The sequence below is a fragment of the Streptomyces venezuelae ATCC 10712 genome, from assembly GCF_008639165.1.
GTDB classification, from domain to species: Bacteria; Actinomycetota; Actinomycetes; order Streptomycetales; family Streptomycetaceae; genus Streptomyces; species Streptomyces venezuelae.
On the sequence record NZ_CP029197.1, the window covers coordinates 4,889,330 to 4,912,652 of the forward strand.

Below are 23,323 nucleotides of genomic sequence, written 5' to 3' on the forward strand. Positions count from 1 at the left end.
TTTTCTGTGGACGTAGCGCGGTCTGATCGCATACGTTCCCCCGGCGGCGGCCGAGCGGCCGCCGCCGGCGTCTCGGGGAGGGGCGTCGATTTTCCCTGGGGGGGAACGCACACCCATGCTCCGCAATCCGAACGGCCTTTCGTATGCCGTCGTCGCCCTGCTCGCGGGCAACATGTTCTTCGACGTCCTGCTCGGCGCGCTCGAGCTCCGCTTCCTGTTCTCCGACAGCGCCGCGGACCACTTCGATCCGGCCGTGTTTGGCGCTTTCGACCTGAACGTGGCCTACAGCCTGGCGTTCACGCTGTACGTGGCGACCGGGATCGTCTTCATCGTCTGGTTCCACCGGCTGCGCAAGAACGCCGAGGTCTGGGCCGGCGACCTGCAGAGCCGGAAGCCGGGCTGGGCCATCGGCGGCTGGTTCATCCCGCTCGGCAACCTGTGGATTCCGCGCGGAATCGCCGTCGACATCTGGCGGGCCAGCCGGTGGCATCCGTATGCGGCCGACGGGGCGCGAGAGCTGGCGCTCCTCAACGCGTGGTGGGTGTGCTGGGCCGCCGACATGGTGCTGGACCGGATCTCGGCCCAGCTGCACAAGGCGGCCGACACGGCCGATGCCTATGTCACCGCATCGGTCTGGACCCTCGCGGGCTACGGCCTCGACATCGTGGCCGCCGTCCTCGCGATCCTCTTCGTCCGCCGTCTGACCTCTATGCAGCACACCAAGGCCACTGGCATGATTCCGGCCGCGCAGTGACGAAAAAGCGCCGTCCGGCGCAGTAGTGGAAGTACTGCGTCCGCATCGGGTGGCGAGGAGGCGTCCATGACGTCGGCGACGGGCCGGAGCCTGCTGGAACTGATCGACGGGGCGGACGAGCGGGGCCTGGCCGCGGCCGGTCTCGCCTGCCTCGACCGCTGCCTCCCGCTGCTCGCCGGCGACCGGGCCGAGGCCCTGCGCCCGGTGTGGGCGGCCGTCGCCCGCGGCGACGGCGCCGCCTGGGGCGAGGCCGTCGCCAAGGCCCGCGTCGAACTGGACGCCGACGCGGCGCACACGGACGCCGCCGGGGCCGTGCGCGGCATGCTCGCGGACGCCCCCCTCGACTGGACCGCCGGGTCCCTCCGCGGCTGGGCCGGTACGTGTTCCGCCACCGCCCTCGCCCTGCACGGCCGCTACGACACCGCCGACGTGCCCGACGGGCTCGTCGAGCGCTGCCGGGCCGGGGATGCGGACGGCGCGGGCCCGCTGCTCGCGGGGGAGCTCCGCCGCCAGCAGGCCGTCCTCGAATCGGTCGCCCACGGACCGACCGGACTGCGCCGGGCCCGGGAACTCTCCGTCGAGGGCGGCCGGGTGCTGCGCGCGGTCGTCTCCCGCCGGGCCCGCACCGCCTGAGCCGCTCCTAGGAGGCCTCCTCCGGGGCCGCCGCCGGTGCCTCGACCGTCGCCGAGGCGATCGCCTCGGCGATCTCCCGCTCGGCCGTCGCCTTGTCGAGACCCAGGCCCGCCAGCACGCCCGTGCCGTCCTCGTGCTCCATGAGGGCCAGCAGGATGTGCTCGGTGCCGACGAAGTTGTGGCCGAGGCGCAGCGCCTCGCGGAACGTCAGCTCCAGGACCTTCTTCGAGTCCGCGTCGAACGGGATCAGCGCCGGGATCTTCTCGGCCCGCGGCGGCAGCGTCGGGGTCACCGCGTCGCGCACCGCCTCCGCCGTCACGCCGTGCCCGGTCAGCCACCGCGCGGCGAGCGCCTCGGGGTCGGCGAGCAGGCCGAGGACGAGGTGACCGGGCACGATCTCCGCGTGCTCGGCCGCCCGGGCCTCCTCCTGCGAGGCCACGACCACCTTGCGGGCGCGGGGGGTGAAGCGGCTGAACCCCGCGTTCGGGTCCATCTGGGCGTCGTCCGGGCCCTTGGGCACGAAGCGCTTCTGGGCGGCCTGGCGGGTGACGCCCATGCTGCGGCCGATGTCGGTCCAGGAGGCGCCGGAGCGCCGGGCCTGGTCGACGAAGTGGCCGATGAGGTGGTCGGCGACGTCGCCGAGGTGGTCGGCCGCGATGACCGCGCCGGAGAGCTGCTCCAGCGCGTCGGGGTGGACCTTCTTGATCGCTTCGATGAGTTCGTCGAGACGGACAGGGACGCTGAGACCGACTGGATTCGTCATGAGGCAACCCTAGGTTGACACCTCCCGGGTGTCAACCGGAAGTTGACACCCGGAAGGGTGAAGGCTGCCGGAAAAGGGAGACGGCCGGGGTCGCCACCCCCCACAGGAGAGACCCCGGCCGTCGTCCACGGAGCCGCAGCACGGCTCCGTACTCCATTCAGCGCCGGGGCTGCGCTTTGTGTCACACCGCACTCCGGCCGCCCCCCGAACCCGTGACCTTGCCGGAGGCATGGCAGACGGCACCCTCCGAAGGTTGCAAGTTGTACAAAGACCCCGGACCGCGTGGACGCGGCGCCGCGCCACGACGTAGCGTGCAGGTGCGCGAGGCAGCGTGGCGGTGGTGACCAGCCGCGATGCGGCGACGACGCGACCGACGAACAGGGTTTGGGGAGTGCTGGGGGACGACGCGGAGCTGACGGCCGCGGTGCTCGCTGCGCAGGACGGGAACGAGGACGCCTTCCGTGCTGTGTACCGCGCCGTGCATCCACGGCTGCTCGGCTACATACGCACACTGGTGGGCGACGTCGAGGCCGAGGACGTGGCCTCGGAGGCCTGGCTCCAGATAGCCCGCGACCTCGACCGCTTCGACGGCGACGCCGACCGCTTCCGCGGCTGGGCCGCCCGGATCGCCCGCAACCGCGCCCTCGACCACATCCGGATGCGCGGCAGGCGCCCCGCCGTCGGCGCCGACGAGACCGAACTCACCGACAAGCCCGCCGCGTCCGACACCGCGGGCGAAGCCCTGGAGGCACTGGCCACCGGCCACACCATGCGACTGATCGCCCAGCTGCCGCAGGACCAGGCCGAGGCCGTCGTCCTGCGGGTCGTCGTCGGCCTGGACGCCAAGAGCGCCGCCGACACCCTCGGGAAGCGCCCCGGGGCCGTCCGCACCGCGGCCCACCGTGGCCTCAAGAAGCTCGCCGAGCTCCTCGGGGCCGACGGGGCGACGGCGGGGCCCGACGACACCGGGGAGGACGTCGTCCCCCTGGACGGGGTCCCTCCGCAACGCGGCCGGATGCCGGGGTCGGTGGCCCCCGGCGGTGTGACGCAATCACGTCCGCGTACGCAGAAGGACATGTGATGGCCGACGAGCGGTACCAGTGGCTCGACCAGGAGGCCGCGGAGCGGCTGCTCCGCGGCGAGCCGGTCGACCTCGCCGACGACCTCGCGCGTTCCCGGGCCGAGCGGCTCGCCGAAGCCCTCGACGCCGCCCGCACCCCCGCCGTGCCCCCGGCCGCCCGCGCCGAGCTGCCCGGCGAGGCCGCCGCGCTCGCCGCCTTCCGGAAGGCCACCGCGGCCCGCGCCGACGTGACGCCGCTGCCCGCGGCCGGCCGCACCGAGCACGCCGACCTCGGCCGGGTCCGACTCGCGCCGGTCACCGCCCGCCGGCGCCGCTGGGGCCGTTCCGTCCGGTACGGACTGGCCGCCGCGGTCGCCGCCGTCACCGTCGGAGGGGTCGCCGTCGCCGCGGGAACAGGTGTGCTGCCGATGGTGGGTTCCGAGCCCGCCAGCTCCGTCACGGCGGGGGAGTCGGCCGAGCCGCTCGTCTCCGAGGAGCCCGGCATACGCAAGGACCCGGAGACGCCCCCGACGTCTCCGGGTGGTGACGGCCGCACGCCCGGCGCGTCCCCCTCGGCCGGTACGGGGACCACGGCACCGCCCACCGGAACCCCGGACGGCACCGGCCACGACAGCACGGCACCCGGCACCCCGAGGCCGAAGGGCGGCACCCCCCGCGCCGGCGAGACCGGGGAGACGGGCACCGGGAAGGGCACCGGCGGCACGGCCGGCGACCCGACCGCGCAGAAGTCCTGGGAGAAGGCGGCCGCCGCCTGCCGCGCGTACCGGCTCGGAAAGCTCGACGCGACCGGCCGGAAGGGCCTCACGAGCGCCCTGCGCGACGGCGAGACCCTGCGCCGTTACTGCGACCGCGTCCTCGGCGGCACCTCGGGCGCGCCCGAGGGCGGCGGCAAGGACAGCGGCAAGGACGACGCGAAGGACGACGGCGAAGGCGACCCCAAGGGCGACCCCAAGGGCGACCGGGGCAACGGCCGCGGCGACCAGCACGGCTGGGACGGTGCCGGCGGTGGCCGTGGCAGCGGCGGCGGCAAGGACCGCCTCGGCGCGGTCCGGTCCTCGGTGCCGGATTCCGCCCGGCTCTCCGCCGAACTTCCGCTCGGAATCGCCCTCACGGCACGCGTCGCGCTGCCGGTGTAACACTTCTGGACCCGTCGGCGCAGTACTGAATGAGCCGACTGGTCATCGGCCGCGCAGTGAGCCGGGGTTCCCCCCGTACCTACGGCTCCGCGCACATGGCGCGGGTGGGACACGTTCCCCCGGTCCCACCCGCGCCCTCTCCCTCAGCCCTCCCGGGTCACCAGTGGACGACGACCTTGTCGCCGACCTTCACCGCGTCGAAGAGGGCCGTGAGCTTGGCCCGGTCCCGGACGTTGACGCAGCCGTGCGAGGCCCCGTTGTAGCCGCGGGCCGCGAAGTCCGACGAGTAGTGCACCGCCTGGCCCCGGCTGAAGTACATCGAGAGCGGCATCGGCGTGTGGTAGAGCCGCGACCAGTCCTGGCGGACCTTGCGCTCGACGGTGAACGTGCCCTCGCGGGTCGGGGTGTTCTCCGAGCCGAAGCGGACGTCCATCGAGGAGACGACCTTGCCGTCGATCATCCAGGCGAGGGTCCTGCTCTCCTTGCTGATGCAGAGCACCCGGCCCGTCAGGCAGCGCGCGTCGGGCGTGTCCAGCTTGTTGGTGGTCGAGGGCTTCAGCTCGTCGGCGGTCGGCTTCCGGCTCGCGCCCAGCAGCCGCTCCCAGGTCGTCGCGTCGACCGAACCCGTCCGGGGCAGCCCCTGCTTCTTCTGGAAGGCCTTGACCGAGGCCGCCGTCATCGTCCCGTAGAAACCGGTGGGCGCCCGGTCGAAGTGGCCGAGCTGGCGCAGCCGCGCCTGGAGCTCGCGCACCTGCTCGGTCTCGTCCCCGTCGTCCATGAGGGCCTTGGCCTTCGGCGTACCGGAAGGCGAAGGCGTCCCGGAGGGCGTCTGCGTCGGCGCGTCGGTGGGTGCCGTGGAGCCCGAGGGGGAGGGGGACGGGGGCTTGCCGTCCTCGGTGGGCGAGGCGGTGGGCGCGGAGCTCTTGGCGGGGCCCGAGGACGTCGGGCTCCCGGAGCCGCCCCCCGAGCCGGCCGCCTGGGCCGTACAACCCGCGGCGAGGGCCACCGAGGCCGCTGCCAGAACCACTCTGCGTATGACGGAAGAAGACCGCTTCATCGTGTTGCCCCCCGAGACGATTCGTATGTACCTAGGGATGCTCCCCTCGCGTGTGCGGTTGCGCGCGAAGGTCACGATCCGAGCATGCTGTGAGCAGGGGTCGATCTCTTCGGGAGGCACAGCCAATGGCGCGCGAGTCGGAGTCGGGACTGCCCATCGAGCCGGTCTACGGACCGGAGGCGCTGGAGGGCTGGGACCCGGCGGAGAAGCTGGGTGATCCGGGGGCCTACCCGTACACCCGTGGCGTGTACCCGTCGATGTACACCGGCCGGCCCTGGACCATGCGCCAGTACGCGGGCTTCGGCACCGCCGTCGAGTCCAACGCCCGCTACAAGCAGCTCATCGCCAACGGAACCATGGGCCTCTCCGTCGCCTTCGACCTGCCGACCCAGATGGGCCACGACTCGGACGCGCCGATCGCGCACGGCGAGGTCGGCAAGGTCGGGGTGGCGGTCGACTCGGTCGAGGACATGCGGATCCTGTTCGACGGCATCCCGCTGGACAAGGTCTCCACGTCGATGACGATCAACGCGCCGGCCGCCCCGCTGCTGCTGATGTACCAGCTGGTCGCCGAGGAGCAGGGGGTCACGGCGGACCGGCTGACCGGCACCGTCCAGAACGACGTGCTGAAGGAGTACATCGCCCGCGGCACGTACATCTTCCCGCCGGCGCCGTCCCTCCGGCTGATCGCCGACACCTTCAAGTACTGCCGGGCCGGGATCCCCAAGTGGAACACCATCTCGATCTCCGGCTACCACATGGCCGAGGCCGGCGCCTCGCCCGCGCAGGAGATCGCGTTCACCCTCGCCGACGGCATCGAGTACGTCCGCACGGCGGTCGCCGCCGGCATGGACGTCGACGACTTCGCCCCCCGCCTCTCCTTCTTCTTCGTGGCCCGCACGACGATCCTGGAGGAGGTCGCCAAGTTCCGGGCGGCCCGCCGGATCTGGGCGCGGGTCATGAAGGAGGAGTTCGGCGCGCGGGACCCCAAGTCGTGGATGCTCCGCTTCCACACCCAGACCGCGGGCGTCCAGCTCACCGCCCAGCAGCCCGAGGTCAATCTGGTGCGGGTCGCCGTCCAGGGCCTCGCGGCCGTCCTCGGCGGCACGCAGTCCCTGCACACCAACTCCTTCGACGAGGCCATCGCCCTGCCGACGGACAAGTCCGCCCGCCTCGCCCTGCGCACCCAGCAGGTGCTCGCCCACGAGACGGACGTCACCGCCACCGTCGACCCCTTCGCCGGCAGTTACGCCGTCGAGCGGATGACCGACGACGTCGAGGCCGCCGCCCTGGAGCTGATGGGCCGGATCGAGGACATGGGCGGCGCGGTCAGCGCGATCGAGCGCGGCTTCCAGAAGGGCGAGATCGAACGCTCCGCGTACCGGATCGCCCAGGAGACCGACAGCGGCGAGCGGGTCGTCGTCGGCGTCAACCGCTACACCGTCGACGTCGAGGAACCCTACGAGCCCCTGCGCGTCGACCCGGCGATCGAGGCCCAGCAGGCCGAACGCCTCGCCGCCCTGCGGGCCGGGCGCGATCGCCGGGCGGTGGACACGGCGCTCGCGGAGCTGAGGAAGGCGGCGGAGGGCACGGAGAACGTCCTCCCCCCGATGAAGGAGGCGCTCAGGGCACGCGCCACGATCGGCGAGGTCTGCGACGCCCTGCGCCGGGTCTGGGGCACGTACGTCCCCACCGACGCGTTCTGATCTTCCGCGATACGAAACACCTGGACGGGCTGTCGTACTCGCGTGCGACACTCGCCCCATGCTGGGTGTCACCGATCTTCCGACCTATCTCGTGGGTCTCGTCCTCATCATCCTCCTGCCGGGGCCGAACTCGCTGTACGTGCTGTCCGTCGCCGCCCGCAAGGGCACCCGGACCGGGTACAAGGCCGCCGCCGGGGTGTTCACCGGGGACGCGGTCCTGATGACACTGGCCGCGCTCGGTGCGGCCTCGCTGCTCCAGACCACGCCGCTGCTCTTCATGATCGTGAAGTACGCGGGCGCCGGCTACCTGGCCTGGATGGCGTACGGGATGCTCCGCTCGGCCCGGGAGATGTGGCGCTCGCGCGCGCGGACGGTGACCGACGAGCCGGTGGAGGCAGCGGCGGCGCCGGGGGAGAACCCGTACCGCAGGGCGCTCGTCATCAGCCTCTTCAACCCGAAGGCCATCCTCTTCCTCATCTCCTTCTTCGTGCAGTTCGTGGACCCCGCGTACGCCTACCCGGCGCTCTCCTTCCTGGTCCTCGGCACCCTCCTGGAGATCGGCAGCTTCCTCTACCTGACGATGCTGATATTCGGCGGCACCCGGCTCGCCGCCGCCTTCCGCCGCCGCAGGCGCCTCTCGGCCGGAGCGACCTCCGCCGCCGGCGCGCTCTTCCTCGGCTTCGCCGCCAAGCTCTCCCTCAGCAGCGCCGCTTGACCCTCACACCGTGTGAGGCCGTCCCGTAGGGGTCGTCATGTTCACCATCGGAGACTTCGCCCGGCACGGGCGGGTGTCGGTCCGGATGCTGCGGCACTACGACGCCATCGGACTGCTGCGCCCGGCCCGGGTCGACCCGCACACGGGATACCGCTTCTACGCGGCGGACCAGCTCGCGCTGCTCAACCGCGTCATCGCGCTCAAGGACCTCGGCTTCACCCTCGAACAGGTGGGGGCGATCCTCGACGAGCAGATCGACGCGGACGAGCTGCGCGGGATGCTGCGGCTCCGTCAGGCCGAGCTGGAAGCGGCCCTGACGGAGGCGCGGGCGCGGCTCGCCCAGGTCGGCGCGAGGCTCCGGGCCATCGAGAGCGAGGGACGCATGTCCACCCAGGACGTCGTCGTCAAGAAGATCCCCGCCGTCCGTGTCGCCGAGCTGAGCGCGGTCGCCGCGAGCTTCGGCCCGCACGACATCGGTCCGGTCATCGGGCCCCTGTACGAGGAGCTGTGCGGCCGCCTGGAGGCCGCCGGGCTCACCGGGTTCGGCCCGGGCATCGCGTACTACGAGGACGCGGGCACGGGGGACGGCTCGGTCCTCGTGCACGCCGCCATGACCGTTCCCGAGGGGACGGCCGTGGAGGGCGTCGAGGTGCGCGTGCTGCCCGGCATCGAGGAGGCGGCGACCGTCGTCCACCGGGGTTCGATGGACGAGATCCTGCCCACCGCGCAGACCCTGGCCCGCTGGATCGAGGCCAACGGCTACGAGACCCGGCACTACGCCCGCGAGCTGTACCTGGAGTGCCCCGAGGACCGCTCGCGGTGGGTCACGGAGCTCCAGGAGGAGATCGTCCGCGCCTGAGCCGCCGCGGGTACGCCGACGGGCCCGGGTCCCCCGCACGGGGCCCGGGCCCGTCGGCCCGTGGGCCCGGCTACCTCTTGAGCGCCTTGCGCAGCCGCAGCGCGCGCCGCGCCAGGCGGCGCACCCTCGGATGGCGGGGGAGCGGGATGCCGCCGGGCAGGTTCAGGACGGTGAGGCGGCGGCGGGTGAAGTGGTGCCGGGTGCGCTCGGCGAGCGGCCCCGACAGGTGCCGTACCGCGGGCTCCCGCAGCTCGGGCCGGATCTTCGGCTGCATGGCGAAGCCGACGGCCGCGACCAGGTCGTTGAGCTCGGCGGTGCCGATGGCGGCGCCGTCCGCCGGGCCGTGCCCGGTGCCGCCCGTGCCGTCCTCCAGGGGCGGCACGACCGCGTCGACGACGGTGAGCGGGATGCGGTTGCTGTTCTGGAACGGGGTGAGCCGTTCGAGCAGGGTGTGCGTCCCGACCCGGGCGACGGGCAGCCCGTAGAAGGTCCGCGCGGTGAGCAGCGCCGTGGAGAAGCAGCCGACGACGAGCGCGGGCCGGATTTCCCGGTAGAGGACCTCGGCGAGTACCGGCCGGTCCTCCACGGTCAGTTCGGCGCCGAGCGCCTCCGCCTCGGCGGCCAGCGTCTTCGTCCAGGCGTCGGGGGCCGTCGGGTGCGGCTTGAAGACGAGGCTGCGGTGGCCCCGGGCGACCGCCCCGCGGACCATCCGCAGGTGCAGTTCCTCCTCCTCGGCGGCGGTCAGCAGGCCGAGCGCCGCGAGGTACTGGCCGAGGAGCAGCGCGGGTCCGTCCCCGGCGGCGGCCGGGGCGGCGGGCCCGGCGAGCTCGTCGACGCACGAGGTGAACGCCTCGGTCGGCACGGCCTCCGGCACCGCCCCGAACTCGGCGAGCAGCAGCGGCGCGAGACCGGGCACGAGGTCGAGGTGGAGGAGCCGGCCGACGCGGCCGCCGATGAGCGGGTCGATCTTGTTGCGGGTCGGGCCGTAGCTCATGAGCCCGTCCGCGTACACGGTGATCGGCGCGTCGGGCAGCAGCTGCGCGATGGCGAGCGCGGGCGTCACCTGGAGGGATTCCAGGGCGAGCTCGACGCGGTCGTCCCCGAGGTCCCAGAGCTTGCGCAGATGGCGCTGGAGGAGCGGCAGGTCGCTGGGCCGGGGGGTCCAGCCGCCGGGGTGGAGCGGGGAGATCGTCTCGTTCCACGACAGGACGGAGTCGAAGCGGCCGCGCAGCCGCTCGAAGCCCTCGGCGGTGTCCAGGGCCGGGGTGGTCTCCGGTACGGCGGCGTTGTTGGTGACGAGGAGGACGCGGCGGTCGGCGGGGCCGAAGGCGCCGCTGTCGAGGGCGGCGGCCAGCGTCACGGCCCCGTAGAGCGTGGAGGCGCAGAAGATCTGGGTGGTGCGGCGGGGGCTCACGCGGCCCCCTCCGCGGCGGTCGGGCCGGCGCCCAGGCCCGTACCCGGTGACGGCGGCGGGGCGGGGCGGCGCCTGCGCAGCTTGCGCAGCATCGTCGCGCGGTCGCCGCCCATCGCGGAGAGGGCCTCGTCGAGGACGTCCTGCGGCATGCGGCGGAGCGCGCCCGCGCACATCGCCTTCAGCCGGCGGGCCACTTCCGGTTCGAATCGTTCGATGGAACCGATGTGGTGGGAAATGACCGCGCAATAGGTGCGGACGGCTTTGGGAAGAAGAAGATCGGCTTCGGTGTCCGTCGCCGTTTCCTCGATCACCTGGTCGAATGCGCGAATGAAATCGAGCTGCCGCACATCGCCGATCTGGGTGAGTGAGGTGGCCACTCCGCGCCGGTAGAAGACGCCGAGTTCCCCGATGGCGGCGAATGATTCGGCCTCGCGGTGCAGCTTCCAGATCCACGGCCGGTCCTCTGCGGTGCGCAGCCCGTGCGGGAAGTGCAGCAGCCCCCGGTCGAGGAGCCGCCGGTGGTAGATCCCGGCCCAGGCGTAGGGGTAGTCGACCGAGGTGGTCCGGTGCGACGGCAGGATCGCGCGGCGCGGGTCGAGCACCTCGCCGCGCCGGGCCACCGGGGCCCGGCGGATGCCGCGGTTGCGGCCGGTCACGGAGACGTGGTCGGTGCGCACGAAGTCGCAGCCGAGTTCCTCGGCGGCGGCGACCAGGCGGGAGTAGTAGCCGGGGGCGAGCCAGTCGTCCCCGTCGAGGAAGGTGATGTACGCGCCGCGGGCGGCGTCGAGGCCGGTGTTCCGGGCCGTGGCGAGGCCCTCGTTGTGCTCGTGCCTGATCAGGACGGCACCCGGGATCTCGCGTGCGGCCCGTTCGAGGAGTTCGGGCGTCCCGTCCGACGAGCAGTCGTCGACCAGCAGGAACTCGAAGTCCTCGCGGGCGTTCGCCCGCAGGCTCGTGAGGGTGTCGGGAGCGTATGTCTGCACGTTGAAGAACGGCACGACGACGGAGAGCTTGACCACCCGGTCGACGCTAGGTGTCGCCCCGGCATTCCCCCCGACCGTTGGGCAGCTATTCGGTGAACACCAAGCGGCGGGCCGCTTAACCGCCTTTACCCGGGAAGGAATTCAGCCCACTGAAGTCCGGTTCCCGACCCGCTTCAACAGGCGGAGAGGCTCTGTTCACCGTTTGTTGTGGCCCAGTTGGGCCGAAAAGCGGAATGCCCTTCTAGCGTCCTCGGCGTGCCAGCAAGTACCAGAGAAGCGGTACGGGTCGCCGTACTCGCCGACTCCGACACCCGGTGGAAATGGGGCGCCCTCACGGCGCGCCGCATCACCACGGCGACCGCCGAACCCACCGGATTCGTCCTGCGCGGACGGGCGACCCCCACCGCACGCCAGCTCGCCGAGACCGGGGTGTCCACGGTCACCCCGCGCGAGGTGACCGGTGCGGAGTTCCTGCGCGCGGTACGGGACGCGCAGGCGCGCGGCGAGGGATACGACGTCGTCGTCCTCGCGCTCGTCGGAGGCACCGTACGGGCCGTCCTCCAGGGCCTTGCCGACCTGGAGCTCGAACGGCGCCCCGTGATCGTCACCGGCTACGTCGGCGTCGTCTACGAGAAGCTGACCGACGGCCTGCTGCTGCGGCACGGCGCCGATGTCGTCCTCGCCAACTCCCGTCACGACGCGGAGCGTTTCCGCGCCGTGTACGAAGGAGTGGGCGCCGGGGCCGACTCCGTCGTCGAGGCCGCGCTGCCCTTCCTCGGCGGCACGCCGTACGCCCCCGAAACCGGCCGCGACACCCTGGTCTTCGCCGCCCAGCCGTCCGTGCCCGTCACCCGGGCCGACCGCGCCTACGTACTGCGGCGCCTGATCGCCCACGCCCGGCTCCACCCCGGCCGCGAGGTGCTCCTCAAGCTCCGCTCCAAGCCGGGCGAACACACCACGCACCTGGAGGAGTACCCCTTCCAGAAGCTGGTCCGCGAACTCGACCCGCCGGCCAACTTCCGGCTCGTGTACGGGCACATGGGCGAGGTCCTCGACCGCACCGACCTGCTGGTCACGGTCTCCTCCACGGCCGCCCTCGAAGCCCTCCACCGGCGCGTCCCCACCGCGATCCTCACCGACCTCGGGGTCCGCGAGGTGCTCGGCAACCACCACTTCGTCGGCTCCGGCCTGCTCGCCTCCTTCGACCAGCTCGACAAGGGGCTCGTCCCGGCCCCCGACGAGACCTGGCTCGCCCGGCAGGGCGTCGCGGCCGGGGGTCCCGCCACGCCGTCAGGCGGAGGGGGAGGCTCGTACGAAGGCGCCTTCGACGCGGCCCGCGACCGGGTCGCCGCCCTCCTGGCACTCCCCGTGCTGCCCCCGATCGCCCCCTACTACACCGCGGAGACGGCCCCCGGCTACCTGCCCGGGATCCTCGCCCGCCACCGCCTGGACGTCACCGCGCCGGAGCCCCGTGAGAGCGGGCTGCGCCGGGTCGTCCGGGAGGCCGCGCGGGGCGCGTACCGCCACGGCGTGCAACGCGTCGCCCCCGTCATCCGCCGTCTGGGAGAACTCTGATGCCCGACACCGCCACCCCGGCCGCCCCGCCGACCGTCCTCGCCGTGATCCCCGCGAGGGGCGGCTCGAAGGGCGTCCCCGCCAAGAACCTCGCCTCGGTGGCCGGGGTCCCCCTGGTGGCCCGCGCCGTGCGCGCCTGCCTCGGCGCCCGCAACGTCACCCACGTCGTCGTCTCCACCGACGACTCCGGCATCGCCGCGGCGGCCCGCACCGCCGGGGCCGAGGCCGTGGCCCGCCCCGCCGCGATCGCCGGCGACACCGCCACCAGCGAGGCGGCCGTGCTGCACGCCATGGACGCCTTCGAGGCCGGCCACGGCCGCGCCGCCGACGTGGTCCTCCTCGTCCAGTGCACCAGCCCCTTCCTCACCTCCGCCGAGATCGCCGAGACCGTCGAGCGCATCACCTCCGGCGCCGCCGACACCGCCTTCACGGCGGCCCCCTCGCACGGCTTCCTGTGGCGCGACGCCCCCGACGGCTCGGCGGACGGCGCCACCGGCGTCAACCACGACAAGGCGCACCGCCCCCGCCGCCAGGACCGCGAGCCCGAGTACCTGGAGACCGGCGCCGTCTACGCGATGGACGCGGCCGGCTTCCGCAGCCACGAGCACCGCTTCTTCGGCCGCACGGCCCTCGTCGTCACCGACCCCGCCCGGGTCCTGGAGATCGACGACCCGCACGACCTGGCCCGCGCCCGCGCCCTGGCGCCCCTCCTCGACACCCCGGCCACCCCCGGCTTCGCCGACGTCGACGCCGTCGTCCTCGACTTCGACGGCACGCAGACCGACGACCGGGTCCATCTGGACGCCGAGGGACGCGAGTTCGTCTCCGCGCACCGCGGTGACGGCCTCGGCATCGCCGCCCTGCGGCGGGCCGGCCTCCCGGTCCTCATCCTCTCCACCGAGCAGAACGCCGTCGTCGCGGCCCGCGCCCGCAAGCTCAAGATCCCCGTCCTGCACGGCATCGACCGCAAGGACCGGGCGCTCAAGGAGTGGTGCGAGGCCGAGGGCATCGACCCGCAGCGCGTGCTCTACGCCGGAAACGACGTCAACGACCTCCCCTGCTTCCACCTCGTCGGCTGGCCCGTCGCGGTGAGCAGCGCGCACGACTCCGTACGGGCCGCGGCCCGCGCGGTCACCGTCACCCCGGGTGGTTCCGGTGCGATCCGCGAGATCGCCGCCTGGCTCCTCGGACCCGAGCTCAACACCCCTCACTCCTAAGGATCAGCACCATGAACACCCGACTTCGCACCCTCGGCTCCAAGACCGCCGGCCCGGGCCAGTCCGTCTACATCACCGGCGAGATCGGCATCAACCACAACGGTGACCTCGACAACGCCTTCGCGCTCATCGACGTCGCCGCCGAGGCCGGCTGCGACGCCGTCAAGTTCCAGAAGCGCACCCCGGAGATCTGCACCCCGCGCGACCAGTGGGACATCGAGCGCGACACCCCCTGGGGCCGGATGACCTACATCGACTACCGCCACCGCGTGGAGTTCGACGAGACCCAGTACCGCGCCATCGACGAGCACTGCAAGAAGCGCGGCATCGACTGGTTCGCCTCCCCGTGGGACACCGAGGCCGTCGCCTTCCTGGAGAAGTTCGACGTCCCGGCCCACAAGGTCGCCTCCGCCTCCCTCACCGACGACGAGCTGCTGCGCGCGCTGCGCGCCACCGGCCGCACGGTCATCCTCTCCACCGGCATGTCGACCCCGGAGCAGATCCGGCACGCCGTCGAGGTCCTCGGCAGCGCCAACATCCTGCTCTGCCACGCCACCTCGACCTACCCGGCCAAGGCGGAGGAGCTCAACCTGCGCGTCATCCAGACGCTCCAGGAGGAGTACCCGAACGTCCCGATCGGCTACTCCGGCCACGAGACCGGCCTCCAGACCACGCTGGCCGCCGTCGCCCTCGGCGCCGCGTTCGTCGAGCGCCACATCACCCTCGACCGCGCCATGTGGGGCTCCGACCAGGCCGCCTCCGTCGAGCCGCAGGGCCTGCAGCGCCTCGTCCGCGACATCCGCACCATCGAGACCGCCCTCGGCGACGGCGTCAAGAAGGTGTACGAGTCGGAGCTCGGCCCGATGAAGAAGCTCCGCCGGGTCCAGGGGCTCGTCGCCGCATGACCGGCCAGCTGGCGTTCGTCGAGAGCCCGGTCCAGCTCCTCAACGTCCTGGAATGGGCGCACACCCGGGCGGTCGCCACGGGAGCTCCCTCCGTCGCGCCCACGGGCGCGCCCGGCTCCGCGGACGCCGGCGCGTCCGTGCGGGCGACCCCCTCGACGGACGCCACTCAGGGCGGGGCAGCCGCCCCGCCCGCCCTGACGGTCGTCGTCCTCTCGCCGACCGACCCCATGTCGCGGGGCCAGCTGCGCCGGATGGCCCAGCTGGCCCGCGACGAAGGCCTCACCGTCCACTGGCAGGAGGCCCGCCGCGGCCGGGGCGCGCTCGTCCGCACCCTGCGCGAGCTCGCCCGGCCGCTGCGCTCCGCGGAGCGGGTGATCGTCGGGGACCCGTTCTCCCGGTACGTCCAGCTGCTGCTGACCCTGTTCGGCCCCCGGCACCTGACCGTGGTCGACGACGGCACCGCCACCATGGAGTTCGCCGCCCAGCTCGGCCGGGGCGAGCGGCTGGTGCGCTGGCACCGCAAGGGCAGCGCCCTCGACCCGCGCGAGCTGGTGCTCGCCCCGGTGTCCTCGTTCGCCAAGCGGCGCCTCGCGCCGACCCGGGGCCGTACGGTCGAGATCTTCACCTCGCTGCCCGTCGAGGCCCCCGAGGGCATCACGGTCACCGAGAACTCCTTTGCCTGGACCCGGACCCGCTTCGGCCCGCCGCGGCTGACCGGCGGCGCGGACCTGGTGGGCACCTCGCTGGTCGAGACGGGTGTGGTCGAGGCCGGGCACTACGACCGGGTGGTGGGCGAGCTGGCCCGTACCCACGGCGCCACCCGCTACTTCGCGCACCGCAGGGAGAGCGCGGAGAAGCTGCACCGGATCGCGGTCGAGACGGGCCTGCAGGTGGTCCGGCCGGAGTTGCCGCTGGAGCTGATCGCCCGGCGCGGTCCCATCGGGCGTACGGTCGTCAGCTTCCCGTCCACGGTGGTGCACACCCTGCCGCTGGCGCTGGCCGGCACCGGGGTGAGGGTCGCGGTGTGCGAGATCGCGCCCGAGTGGCTGCGGGCGACCGCCTCCCCGCGCGCCCAGGGCTTCCTGTCGCGGGTGACCGGCACGGCGGCCCACGAGGTGGACCGGCTGACCTCGCGGACGGCGGGCCCGGCCGACCGGCTCGAATTCGGCTGAGCGTACCCATATGGAACGGGCTTCATGCCTGCCAAACCGAGATTCTTTCCCCTAACGGGCTGAACTTTTCGTGATCAACGGGCAGTTGACCTCCCGGGAGGCATACCCTTCAAAGGGTGAACCAGTTGAAGTCCCGTGAGCCAGGCTCCGCCACCCTGCCCGGAACGCTGTCCGAACCCCTGCGCGTCGAACTGATCGCGTTCCGCAGGGACTTGCACATGCACCCCGAGCTCGGGAACCAGGAGTTCCGTACGACCGCCGCGCTCAAGGCCCGCCTGGAGGCGGCCGGCCTCGCGCCCAAGGTCCTGCCGGGCGGCACCGGACTCATCTGTGACATCGGCACCCGCGACCCGGGCAGGCCCATGCTCGCGATCCGCGCCGACCTCGACGCGCTGCCCATCCCCGACGTCAAGACCGTCGCCTACCGCTCCACCGTGGCCAACCGCGCACACGCCTGCGGACACGACGTCCACACCACCACCGTCCTCGGCGCCGGACTCGTCCTCGCCGAGCTCGACCGGCAGGGCCTCCTCCCGGCCCCCGTGCGGCTCCTGTTCCAGCCCGCCGAGGAGGTCCTCCCCGGCGGCGCCGCCGACGCCGTCGAGGCCGGCGTCCTGGACGGGGTCGGCCGGATCATCGCCGTCCACTGCGACCCCAAGGTCGACGCCGGGAAGATCGGGCTCCGGACCGGCCCCATCACCTCCGCCTGCGACCGGCTCGAAGTCACCCTCGACGGACCCGGCGGCCACACCGCCCGCCCCCACCTCACCACCGACCTCGTCACCGCCGCCGCCCGGGTCGCCGTCGACGTCCCCGGCGTCCTGAGCCGCCGCGTCGACGCCCGCTCAGGACTCTCGGTCACCTGGGGCCGCATCGAGTCCGGCCACGCGTGCAACGTCATCCCCCAGCACGCCGAGCTCTCCGGCACCGTCCGCTGCCTCGACCTGCCCACCTGGCGGGAGGCCCCCGACCTGGTCCACGCGGCCATCGACGAGATCGCGACCCTGCACCGCGCGAAGTCGACCGTCACCTACGTCCGGGGCGTCCCCCCGGTCGTCAACGACCCGGCCGTCACCGAGCTGCTGCAGGCCGCCATGACCGCCCGCCGCGGCGCGCACGCGATCGAGGACACCGAGCAGAGCCTCGGCGGCGAGGACTTCTCCTGGTACCTGGAGCACGTCCCCGGCGCCATGGCCCGGCTCGGCGTCCGCACCCCGGGCGACACCCGCGTCCGCGACCTGCACGCCGGGGACTTCGACGTGGACGAGCGCTGCATCGAGGCCGCGGTGGAGCTCTTCACGGCCGCGTCCCTGATCGACGCGACCCAGCGGCACTGATTCCGGCCACCCGGAGGGGCTGATTCCCGGCCGGGCGGAACCCTCATCCGTTCGGCCGAGCGCCCTCCCTCCTTCGGCCCAGCGACCCGGCGTGGCGCGCCCGGACACCTCCACCGGCATTCCCGCCACCCGATATAACCGGCGGTACCGGGCCGAACGCCCCCGGTCGCCTCGACTGGCCGGTTCGCGACGATCCGATAACGACTCATGAACGGGTCTTTAACTGACATCTACGCGCGTTACGATCGCCGCGAAACCAGCGCCGGAAGAGGCGCTTTCGGTCAGTCTTGAAGGGACCCTCCTCTTGCGCCGGATCACCAGGATCACGACCGTGGGCATCGCCTCCGCGGCGCTCGCCCTCTCCGCCACCGCGTGTGGCAAGTCTTCGACGGACTCCGGCTCCAGCTCGAGCACGGACTCCAAGACGACCAAGGCCGCCATCGCGTACGACATCGGTGGCCGCGGCGACCAGTCGTTCAACGACGCCGCCTACGCGGGCCTGAAGAAGGCCGAGGACGAGCTCGGCGTCAAGGGCGCCGAGGCCGAGCCCTCGGAGGGTGAGGGCGACGCCGACAAGGTGCAGCGCCTCACCGCTCTCGCCCGCGCGGGCAACAACCCGGTCATCGGCGTCGGCTTCGCCTACGCGCCGGCCATCGAGAAGGTCGCCAAGGCCTACCCGAAGACCACCTTCGGCCTCATCGACGACACGTCGAAGACCGGCCCGAACATCGCCAACCTCGTCTTCAACGAGGAGCAGGGCTCCTACCTGGCCGGCGTCGCCGCCGCCAAGGCGTCCAAGACCGGCACGGTCGGCTTCATCGGCGGTGTCGAGGTTCCGCTGATCAAGAAGTTCGAGGCGGGCTTCGCGCAGGGCGTCAAGGACACCAACCCCAAGGCGAAGGTCCTCGTCCAGTACCTGACCCAGCCGCCGAACTTCGACGGCTTCTCCAAGCCCGACCTGGGCAAGGCCGCCGCCGAGGGCCAGCTCGACAAGGGCGCCGACGTGATCTACGCCGCCGCCGGTCTGGCCGGTTCCGGCTCGATCGAGGCCGCCGCGACCGCCGGCAAGTGGGCGATCGGTGTCGACTCCGACCAGTACAACCAGGCCGGCCTCGCCTCGTACAAGGCGAAGATCCTGACCTCGGTCACCAAGGACGTCTCGGACTCCGTCTTCAACCTGATCAAGTCGGTCAAGGACGGCAAGCCGCAGACCGGTGAGATCCGCTACGGCCTCGCCACGGACGGCGTCGGCCTGTCCGACTCCAACCCGGAGTACAAGAAGATGACGGACCTCATCGCCGCGGTGGACAAGGCGAAGAAGGACATCGTCGACGGCAAGATCACGGTCAAGACCGCTCCGTAAGGACCAGCAGGTCAAGACCTGAGCCCGCGGGCTCGGCCCCGGTGGCACGCCACTGGAGCCGGGCCCCGGCCCCATTCCCTTACGGGTTTTCACTTTTCGGCAGTGCTACGCGTGTAGATGTCTCCCTGGCGCGATAGCTTCGCCCCGCCCTGCCCTCCCGCTCCCACTCCTTCCGGCCAAGGAGAGTGCGTCATCAACGCGTCCAGCCCCCCTGCCGTAGAACTCCACGGCATCACCAAGCGATTCCCCGGCGTCGTCGCCAACAAGGACATCGCCATCACGGTCCGCAAGGGCACCGTGCACGCCCTCATCGGCGAGAACGGCGCCGGCAAGTCGACCCTCATGAAGATCCTCTACGGCATGCAGAAGCCGGACGAGGGCACCATCGCGGTCGACGGCCAGCAGGTCACCTTCGCCAGCCCCGGCGACGCCATCGCCCGCGGCATCGGCATGGTGCACCAGCACTTCATGCTCGCGGACAACCTCACCGTCCTGGAGAACGTCGTCCTCGGCGGCGAGAAGCTCTACGGCATCGGCGCCAAGGCGCGGCGGAAGATCCAGGAGATCTCCGACGCGTACGGCCTCGGGGTCCGCCCGGACGCCCTCGTCGAGGACCTCGGCGTCGCCGACCGGCAGCGCGTGGAGATCCTCAAGGTCCTCTACCGCGGCGCCAAGATCCTCATCCTCGACGAGCCGACCGCCGTGCTCGTCCCGCAGGAGGTCGACGCGCTCTTCGACAACCTGCGCGAGCTCAAGTCCGAGGGCCTGACCGTCATCTTCATCTCCCACAAGCTGGGCGAGGTCCTGAAGGTCGCCGACGACATCACCGTCATCCGCCGGGGCACCACCGTCGGCACCGCCGACCCGAAGACCGCCACCACCAAGCAGCTCGCCGAGCTGATGGTCGGCAGCGAGCTGCCCTCGCCGGAGACCCGCGAGTCCACGGTCACCGACGTCCCCATGCTCAAGGTCGAGCACCTGACGCTGGTCGAGAGCGGCGCCGCCGGCACCCCGCTGACCAGCGCCGCCCCGCCGGACCCGGCGAAGACCGTCGTCGTCCTCGAGGAGACGGCCGCGGGCCGCAAGCTCCTCGACGACATCTCGCTCACCATCCACAAGGGCGAGATCCTCGGCATCGCCGGTGTCGAGGGCAACGGGCAGACCGAGCTCATCGAGGCCCTCATGGGCATGTCCACCCCGGACTCGGGTGTCATCACCCTCGACGGCGTCGACATCTCCAAGGTCTCGGTGCGCAAGCGCCGCGAGGGCGGCATCGGGTACATCCCCGAGGACCGCCACCGCCACGGCCTGCTCCTTGAAGCCCCCCTCTGGGAGAACCGCATCCTCGGCCACGTCACCGAGGCGCCCAACTCCAAGCGCGGCGTCCTCGACCCGAAGGCCGCCCGCAAGGACACCGAGCGGATCGTGCGCGAGTACGACGTGCGCACCCCGGGCATCGACGTCACCGCGGCCTCCCTCTCCGGCGGCAACCAGCAGAAGCTGATCGTCGGCCGCGAGATGAGCCACGCGCCCAAGTTCCTGATCGCCGCCCACCCCACCCGTGGTGTGGACGTCGGCGCGCAGGCGCAGATCTGGGACGCGATCCGGGACGCCCGCCGCGAGGGACTCGCGGTGCTGTTGATCTCGGCCGACCTCGACGAGCTGATCGGTCTCTCCGACACGCTCCGGGTCATGTACCGCGGCAGGCTCGTCGCGGACGCCGACCCCGCCACCATCACGCCCGAGGAGCTGGGCTCCGCCATGACCGGCGCGGCCAGCGGTCACCTCGAAGGCAACGAAGAGCAGCCCGGAGACGGTGACGCCCGATGATGAAACTCGACAAGGACAAGCTGATCCTGGGCGCGGCGGGACCCGTCCTCGCCCTGGTCTCCTCGTTCGTGCTCACCGTGCTGGTGCTGCTCGCGACGGGTCTCGACCCGATCGAGCCGATCACGCTGATGATCGACAACGCCGGGTTCGCCGACATCCAGGTCCTGATCGTCAACCAGACCGGGATCTACTACCTGGCGGCGCTGGCGGTGGCCATCGGCTTCCGGATGAACCTGTTCAACATCGGTGTCGACGGCCAGTACCGCCTCGCGGCGATGGTCTCGGCGCTCGTCGGCGCCTCGATCGAGCTGCCCGGCCCGCTGCACATCCTGGTGATCGTGCTCGTCGCGATGCTGACCGGCGCCTTCTGGTCCGGCATCGCCGGCATCCTGAAGACCACCCGCGGCGTCTCCGAGGTCGTCTCGACGATCATGCTGAACGCCATCGCGACCTCGCTGGTGGCCTGGCTGATCCTGCCGAAGAACTTCGGCGTCCAGCCGGCCGGCTCGAACAACCTCACCACCGGTGAGATCTCCGAGTCCGGCTGGTTCCCCGGCATCGACATGGGCGAGGGCAACGGAGTCATCTACGGCTTCACGTTCGTCGCGCTCGCCCTCGGCGTCGTCTACTGGTTCGTCCTCAACCGCACCCGGTTCGGCTTCGACCTGCGCGCCACCGGCGCCAGCGAGTCCGCCGCCCAGGCCAGCGGCGTCGACGCCAAGAAGATGATCCTCACCTCGATGCTGCTCTCGGGCGCGCTGGCCGGCCTCTCCGGCATGCCGACGCTGCTCGGCGAGTCCCACACGTACAGCCTCGACTTCCCCGTCGGTGTCGGCTTCACCGCCATCACCATCGCGCTGCTCGGCCGGAACCACCCGGTCGGCATCTTCTTCGCGGCCCTGCTCTTCGCGTTCCTCGACAAGGCCTCCTCGTCGCTGGACACCGAGGGCTACCCGAAGGAGATCACCAAGATCATGCAGGGCATCATCGTGATCGCCGTGGTCGTCTCCTACGAGCTCGTCCGCCGTTACGGCCTCCGCCGCCAGCAGCAGAAGGTCGGCGAGGAACTCGCCGCCGGCGGCGCCATCAAGACCGACAAGGAGGTCTCGGCATGAGCACCGGCACTGTCACCAAGCCGAGCGCCGCGCCCAAGGGCGGCGGACGCCGCAAGCTCACCCTGCCGTGGATCATGCTGATCGTCGCGGCCGGTCTCCTGCTCTTCTCCCTGGTCCGGGCCGTCTCCGGGGCCAATGACCTCACCTCGGTGGGCCAGGTCTCCGGCGCGCTCCAGCTCGCCGTGCCGATCGGCCTCGCCGGTCTCGGCGGTCTGTGGGCCGAGCGCGCGGGCGTCGTCAACATCGGCCTCGAAGGCATGATGGTGCTCGGCACCTGGTTCGGCGCCTGGGCCGGATACCAGTGGGGCCCCTGGGTGGGCGTCCTCTTCGGTCTCCTCGGCGGTGCGCTCGGCGGTCTGCTGCACGCGATCATCACCGTCACGTTCAACGTGAACCACATCGTCTCCGGTGTGGCGATCAACATCCTCGCGGTCGGCTTCACCCAGTACCTGTCGAACTTCACGTTCGCCGAGGCCGACGGCGGCTCCTCCAAGCAGTCCCCGCGCATCGACCAGATCACCAAGGTCACGATCCCAGGGCTCTCCGACTGGCTGTCCGACCTCCAGGCCAAGCACTGGTTCTTCGTCTCGGACCTGGCGGGCATCCTCGGCGGCCTCGTCACCAACCTGTCGCTGCTGACGATCGTCGCCGTGCTGCTGATCCCGGCCACCTGGTGGGTGCTCTGGCGCACCGCCTTCGGTCTGCGGCTGCGCTCCTGCGGTGAGAACCCGGTGGCGGCCGAGTCCCTCGGCGTGAACGTCTACAAGTACAAGTACATCGCCGTCACCACCTCCGGCGCCCTCGCGGGCCTCGGCGGCGCGTTCCTCGCGATCGTCGCCACCGGCATCTACCAGGAGGGCCAGACCGGCGGCCGCGGTTACATCGGCCTCGCCGCGATGATCTTCGGCAACTGGATGCCCGGCGGCATGGCGCTCGGCGCCGGCCTCTTCGGCTTCACCGACAGCCTCAAGCTCCGCGGCGGCGCCGAGAACGTCCACGCGCTGCTGCTGCTGGTCGCCGTGCTCCTGGTGATCGCCGCGCTGTGGCAGCTGTACAAGAAGAAGTACGTGGTCGGCGTGATCTCCGCGGCCTTCTCGGCCGGGTTCTTCCTCTGGTACGCGCTGACCGACGAGGTCCCGAGCCAGTTCGTCGACGCGGCCCCGTACATCACCACGCTGCTCGTGCTCGCCCTGTCGGCGCAGCGCCTGCGGATGCCGAAGGCGGACGGCCTGCCCTACCGGAAGGGTCAGGGCAAGTGACGACGGCCCCGTCCGAGGCCGACTGGGAGGCCCTGCGGGTCGCGGCCCGCGAGGCCATGGCCCGCGCGTACGCCCCGTACTCGGGCTTCCCGGTCGGTGCGGCGGCGCTCGTCGACGACGGGCGGACGGTCTCCGGCTGCAACGTCGAGAACGCCTCGTACGGGCTCAGCCTGTGCGCCGAGTGCGGGCTCGTCTCGCAGCTCCAGGCCACCGGCGGCGGCCGGCTGACCCACTTCGTCTGCGTGGACGGCCGGGGCGAGTCCCTGGTGCCGTGCGGCCGGTGCCGTCAGCTGCTGTACGAGTTCGGGGGTCCCGAGCTCGTCCTGGAGACCCCGGCCGGGTTCCGCACCCTGGCCGAGATGCTCCCGCAGGCATTCGGGCCCGACCACCTCGCGAAGTAATCCTCGGAGCGGCCCTTCCGGCACGATGGGAAGGGCCGCTCCTCCTTT

Annotated in this window: 21 protein-coding genes; 17 read left to right on the forward strand and 4 right to left on the reverse strand. The window is 72.0% G+C overall.

Features of this window, described 5'->3' with window-relative positions; translation table 11 throughout:
* Positions 1-115 precede the first annotated feature (115 nt).
* Together DEJ43_RS22730 and DEJ43_RS22735 are read left to right on the forward strand one after the other, a co-directional pair.
* Positions 116-754, forward strand: a complete 639-nt coding sequence (locus DEJ43_RS22730) for a DUF4328 domain-containing protein (protein ID WP_015035724.1) — start codon at positions 116-118, stop codon at positions 752-754.
* Between the two features lie 66 nt (positions 755-820).
* Positions 821-1,387: a hypothetical protein gene (locus tag DEJ43_RS22735; protein ID WP_015035725.1), complete on the forward strand. Its 567-nt coding sequence runs from the start codon at positions 821-823 to the stop codon at positions 1,385-1,387.
* Positions 1,388-1,394: 7 nt separating this feature from the next.
* Here the strand turns inward: DEJ43_RS22735 and DEJ43_RS22740 are convergent, their stop codons facing one another.
* Positions 1,395-2,150 carry a Clp protease N-terminal domain-containing protein gene (locus DEJ43_RS22740; RefSeq protein ID WP_015035726.1) on the reverse strand — a complete coding sequence of 252 codons (756 nt, stop codon included), beginning with the start codon at positions 2,148-2,150 and terminating at the stop codon, positions 1,395-1,397.
* Between the two features lie 391 nt (positions 2,151-2,541).
* Between DEJ43_RS22740 and DEJ43_RS22745 the strand changes: the two genes are divergently transcribed.
* Positions 2,542-3,231, forward strand: a complete 690-nt coding sequence (locus DEJ43_RS22745) for an RNA polymerase sigma factor (RefSeq protein ID WP_041662795.1) — start codon at positions 2,542-2,544, stop codon at positions 3,229-3,231.
* On the forward strand, positions 3,231-4,367 hold the full coding sequence (locus tag DEJ43_RS22750) for a hypothetical protein (protein WP_015035728.1): 1,137 nt from the start codon (positions 3,231-3,233) through the stop codon (positions 4,365-4,367). The genes DEJ43_RS22745 and DEJ43_RS22750 overlap by 1 nt, the downstream gene beginning before the upstream one ends.
* A 157-nt stretch (positions 4,368-4,524) precedes the next feature.
* On the opposite strand, the gene DEJ43_RS22755 is transcribed toward DEJ43_RS22750, so the two are convergent.
* Positions 4,525-5,424 carry a L,D-transpeptidase family protein gene (locus DEJ43_RS22755; protein WP_051025919.1) on the reverse strand — a complete coding sequence of 300 codons (900 nt, stop codon included), beginning with the start codon at positions 5,422-5,424 and terminating at the stop codon, positions 4,525-4,527.
* Positions 5,425-5,549: 125 nt separating this feature from the next.
* Between DEJ43_RS22755 and DEJ43_RS22760 the strand changes: the two genes are divergently transcribed.
* Genes DEJ43_RS22760 through DEJ43_RS22770 form a run of 3 tightly spaced genes read left to right on the forward strand, consistent with a single transcriptional unit; the run spans position 5,550 to position 8,704 of the window.
* Positions 5,550-7,130 (forward strand): acyl-CoA mutase large subunit family protein, encoded by a 1,581-nt coding sequence (locus DEJ43_RS22760; RefSeq protein ID WP_015035730.1) that lies wholly within the window; start codon positions 5,550-5,552, stop codon positions 7,128-7,130.
* A gap of 58 nt (positions 7,131-7,188) precedes the next feature.
* Positions 7,189-7,845, forward strand: a complete 657-nt coding sequence (gene leuE, locus DEJ43_RS22765; protein WP_015035731.1) for a leucine efflux protein LeuE — start codon at positions 7,189-7,191, stop codon at positions 7,843-7,845.
* A 37-nt stretch (positions 7,846-7,882) separates the two neighbouring features.
* A complete protein-coding gene (locus DEJ43_RS22770) occupies positions 7,883-8,704 on the forward strand; it encodes a MerR family transcriptional regulator (protein WP_015035732.1) in 822 nt (273 codons plus the stop codon).
* Between the two features lie 70 nt (positions 8,705-8,774).
* Here the strand turns inward: DEJ43_RS22770 and DEJ43_RS22775 are convergent, their stop codons facing one another.
* Positions 8,775-10,118 carry a polysialyltransferase family glycosyltransferase gene (locus DEJ43_RS22775; RefSeq protein WP_015035733.1) on the reverse strand — a complete coding sequence of 448 codons (1,344 nt, stop codon included), beginning with the start codon at positions 10,116-10,118 and terminating at the stop codon, positions 8,775-8,777.
* A complete protein-coding gene (locus tag DEJ43_RS22780) occupies positions 10,115-11,137 on the reverse strand; it encodes a glycosyltransferase family 2 protein (RefSeq protein ID WP_015035734.1) in 1,023 nt (340 codons plus the stop codon). The genes DEJ43_RS22775 and DEJ43_RS22780 overlap by 4 nt, the downstream gene beginning before the upstream one ends.
* Before the next feature lie 219 nt (positions 11,138-11,356).
* On the opposite strand from DEJ43_RS22780, the gene DEJ43_RS22785 reads away from it, so the two are divergent.
* The 10 genes from DEJ43_RS22785 to DEJ43_RS22830 all read left to right on the forward strand — a co-directional run bounded on the left by DEJ43_RS22785 (position 11,357) and on the right by DEJ43_RS22830 (position 23,275).
* On the forward strand, positions 11,357-12,676 hold the full coding sequence (locus DEJ43_RS22785) for a DUF6716 putative glycosyltransferase (protein ID WP_041662797.1): 1,320 nt from the start codon (positions 11,357-11,359) through the stop codon (positions 12,674-12,676).
* On the forward strand, positions 12,676-13,893 hold the full coding sequence (locus DEJ43_RS22790; RefSeq protein WP_015035736.1) for an acylneuraminate cytidylyltransferase: 1,218 nt from the start codon (positions 12,676-12,678) through the stop codon (positions 13,891-13,893). The genes DEJ43_RS22785 and DEJ43_RS22790 overlap by 1 nt, the downstream gene beginning before the upstream one ends.
* 11 nt (positions 13,894-13,904) lie before the next feature.
* A complete protein-coding gene (locus tag DEJ43_RS22795; RefSeq protein WP_015035737.1) occupies positions 13,905-14,798 on the forward strand; it encodes an N-acetylneuraminate synthase family protein in 894 nt (297 codons plus the stop codon).
* Positions 14,795-15,970 (forward strand): hypothetical protein, encoded by a 1,176-nt coding sequence (locus DEJ43_RS22800; protein WP_107499046.1) that lies wholly within the window; start codon positions 14,795-14,797, stop codon positions 15,968-15,970. The genes DEJ43_RS22795 and DEJ43_RS22800 overlap by 4 nt, the downstream gene beginning before the upstream one ends.
* 116 nt (positions 15,971-16,086) lie before the next feature.
* Positions 16,087-17,307: an amidohydrolase gene (locus DEJ43_RS22805; protein ID WP_015035739.1), complete on the forward strand. Its 1,221-nt coding sequence runs from the start codon at positions 16,087-16,089 to the stop codon at positions 17,305-17,307.
* A 304-nt stretch (positions 17,308-17,611) separates the two neighbouring features.
* Positions 17,612-18,670 (forward strand): BMP family lipoprotein, encoded by a 1,059-nt coding sequence (locus DEJ43_RS22810; RefSeq protein ID WP_015035740.1) that lies wholly within the window; start codon positions 17,612-17,614, stop codon positions 18,668-18,670.
* Positions 18,671-18,787: 117 nt separating this feature from the next.
* Positions 18,788-20,500, forward strand: a complete 1,713-nt coding sequence (locus tag DEJ43_RS22815) for an ABC transporter ATP-binding protein (RefSeq protein WP_015035741.1) — start codon at positions 18,788-18,790, stop codon at positions 20,498-20,500.
* Positions 20,497-21,615, forward strand: coding sequence for an ABC transporter permease (locus DEJ43_RS22820; protein ID WP_015035742.1), 1,119 nt, complete (start codon positions 20,497-20,499; stop codon positions 21,613-21,615). The genes DEJ43_RS22815 and DEJ43_RS22820 overlap by 4 nt, the downstream gene beginning before the upstream one ends.
* On the forward strand, positions 21,612-22,874 hold the full coding sequence (locus DEJ43_RS22825) for an ABC transporter permease (protein ID WP_015035743.1): 1,263 nt from the start codon (positions 21,612-21,614) through the stop codon (positions 22,872-22,874). The genes DEJ43_RS22820 and DEJ43_RS22825 overlap by 4 nt, the downstream gene beginning before the upstream one ends.
* Positions 22,871-23,275: a cytidine deaminase gene (locus DEJ43_RS22830; RefSeq protein ID WP_015035744.1), complete on the forward strand. Its 405-nt coding sequence runs from the start codon at positions 22,871-22,873 to the stop codon at positions 23,273-23,275. The genes DEJ43_RS22825 and DEJ43_RS22830 overlap by 4 nt, the downstream gene beginning before the upstream one ends.
* The last annotated feature ends 48 nt before the right edge of the window (positions 23,276-23,323 follow it).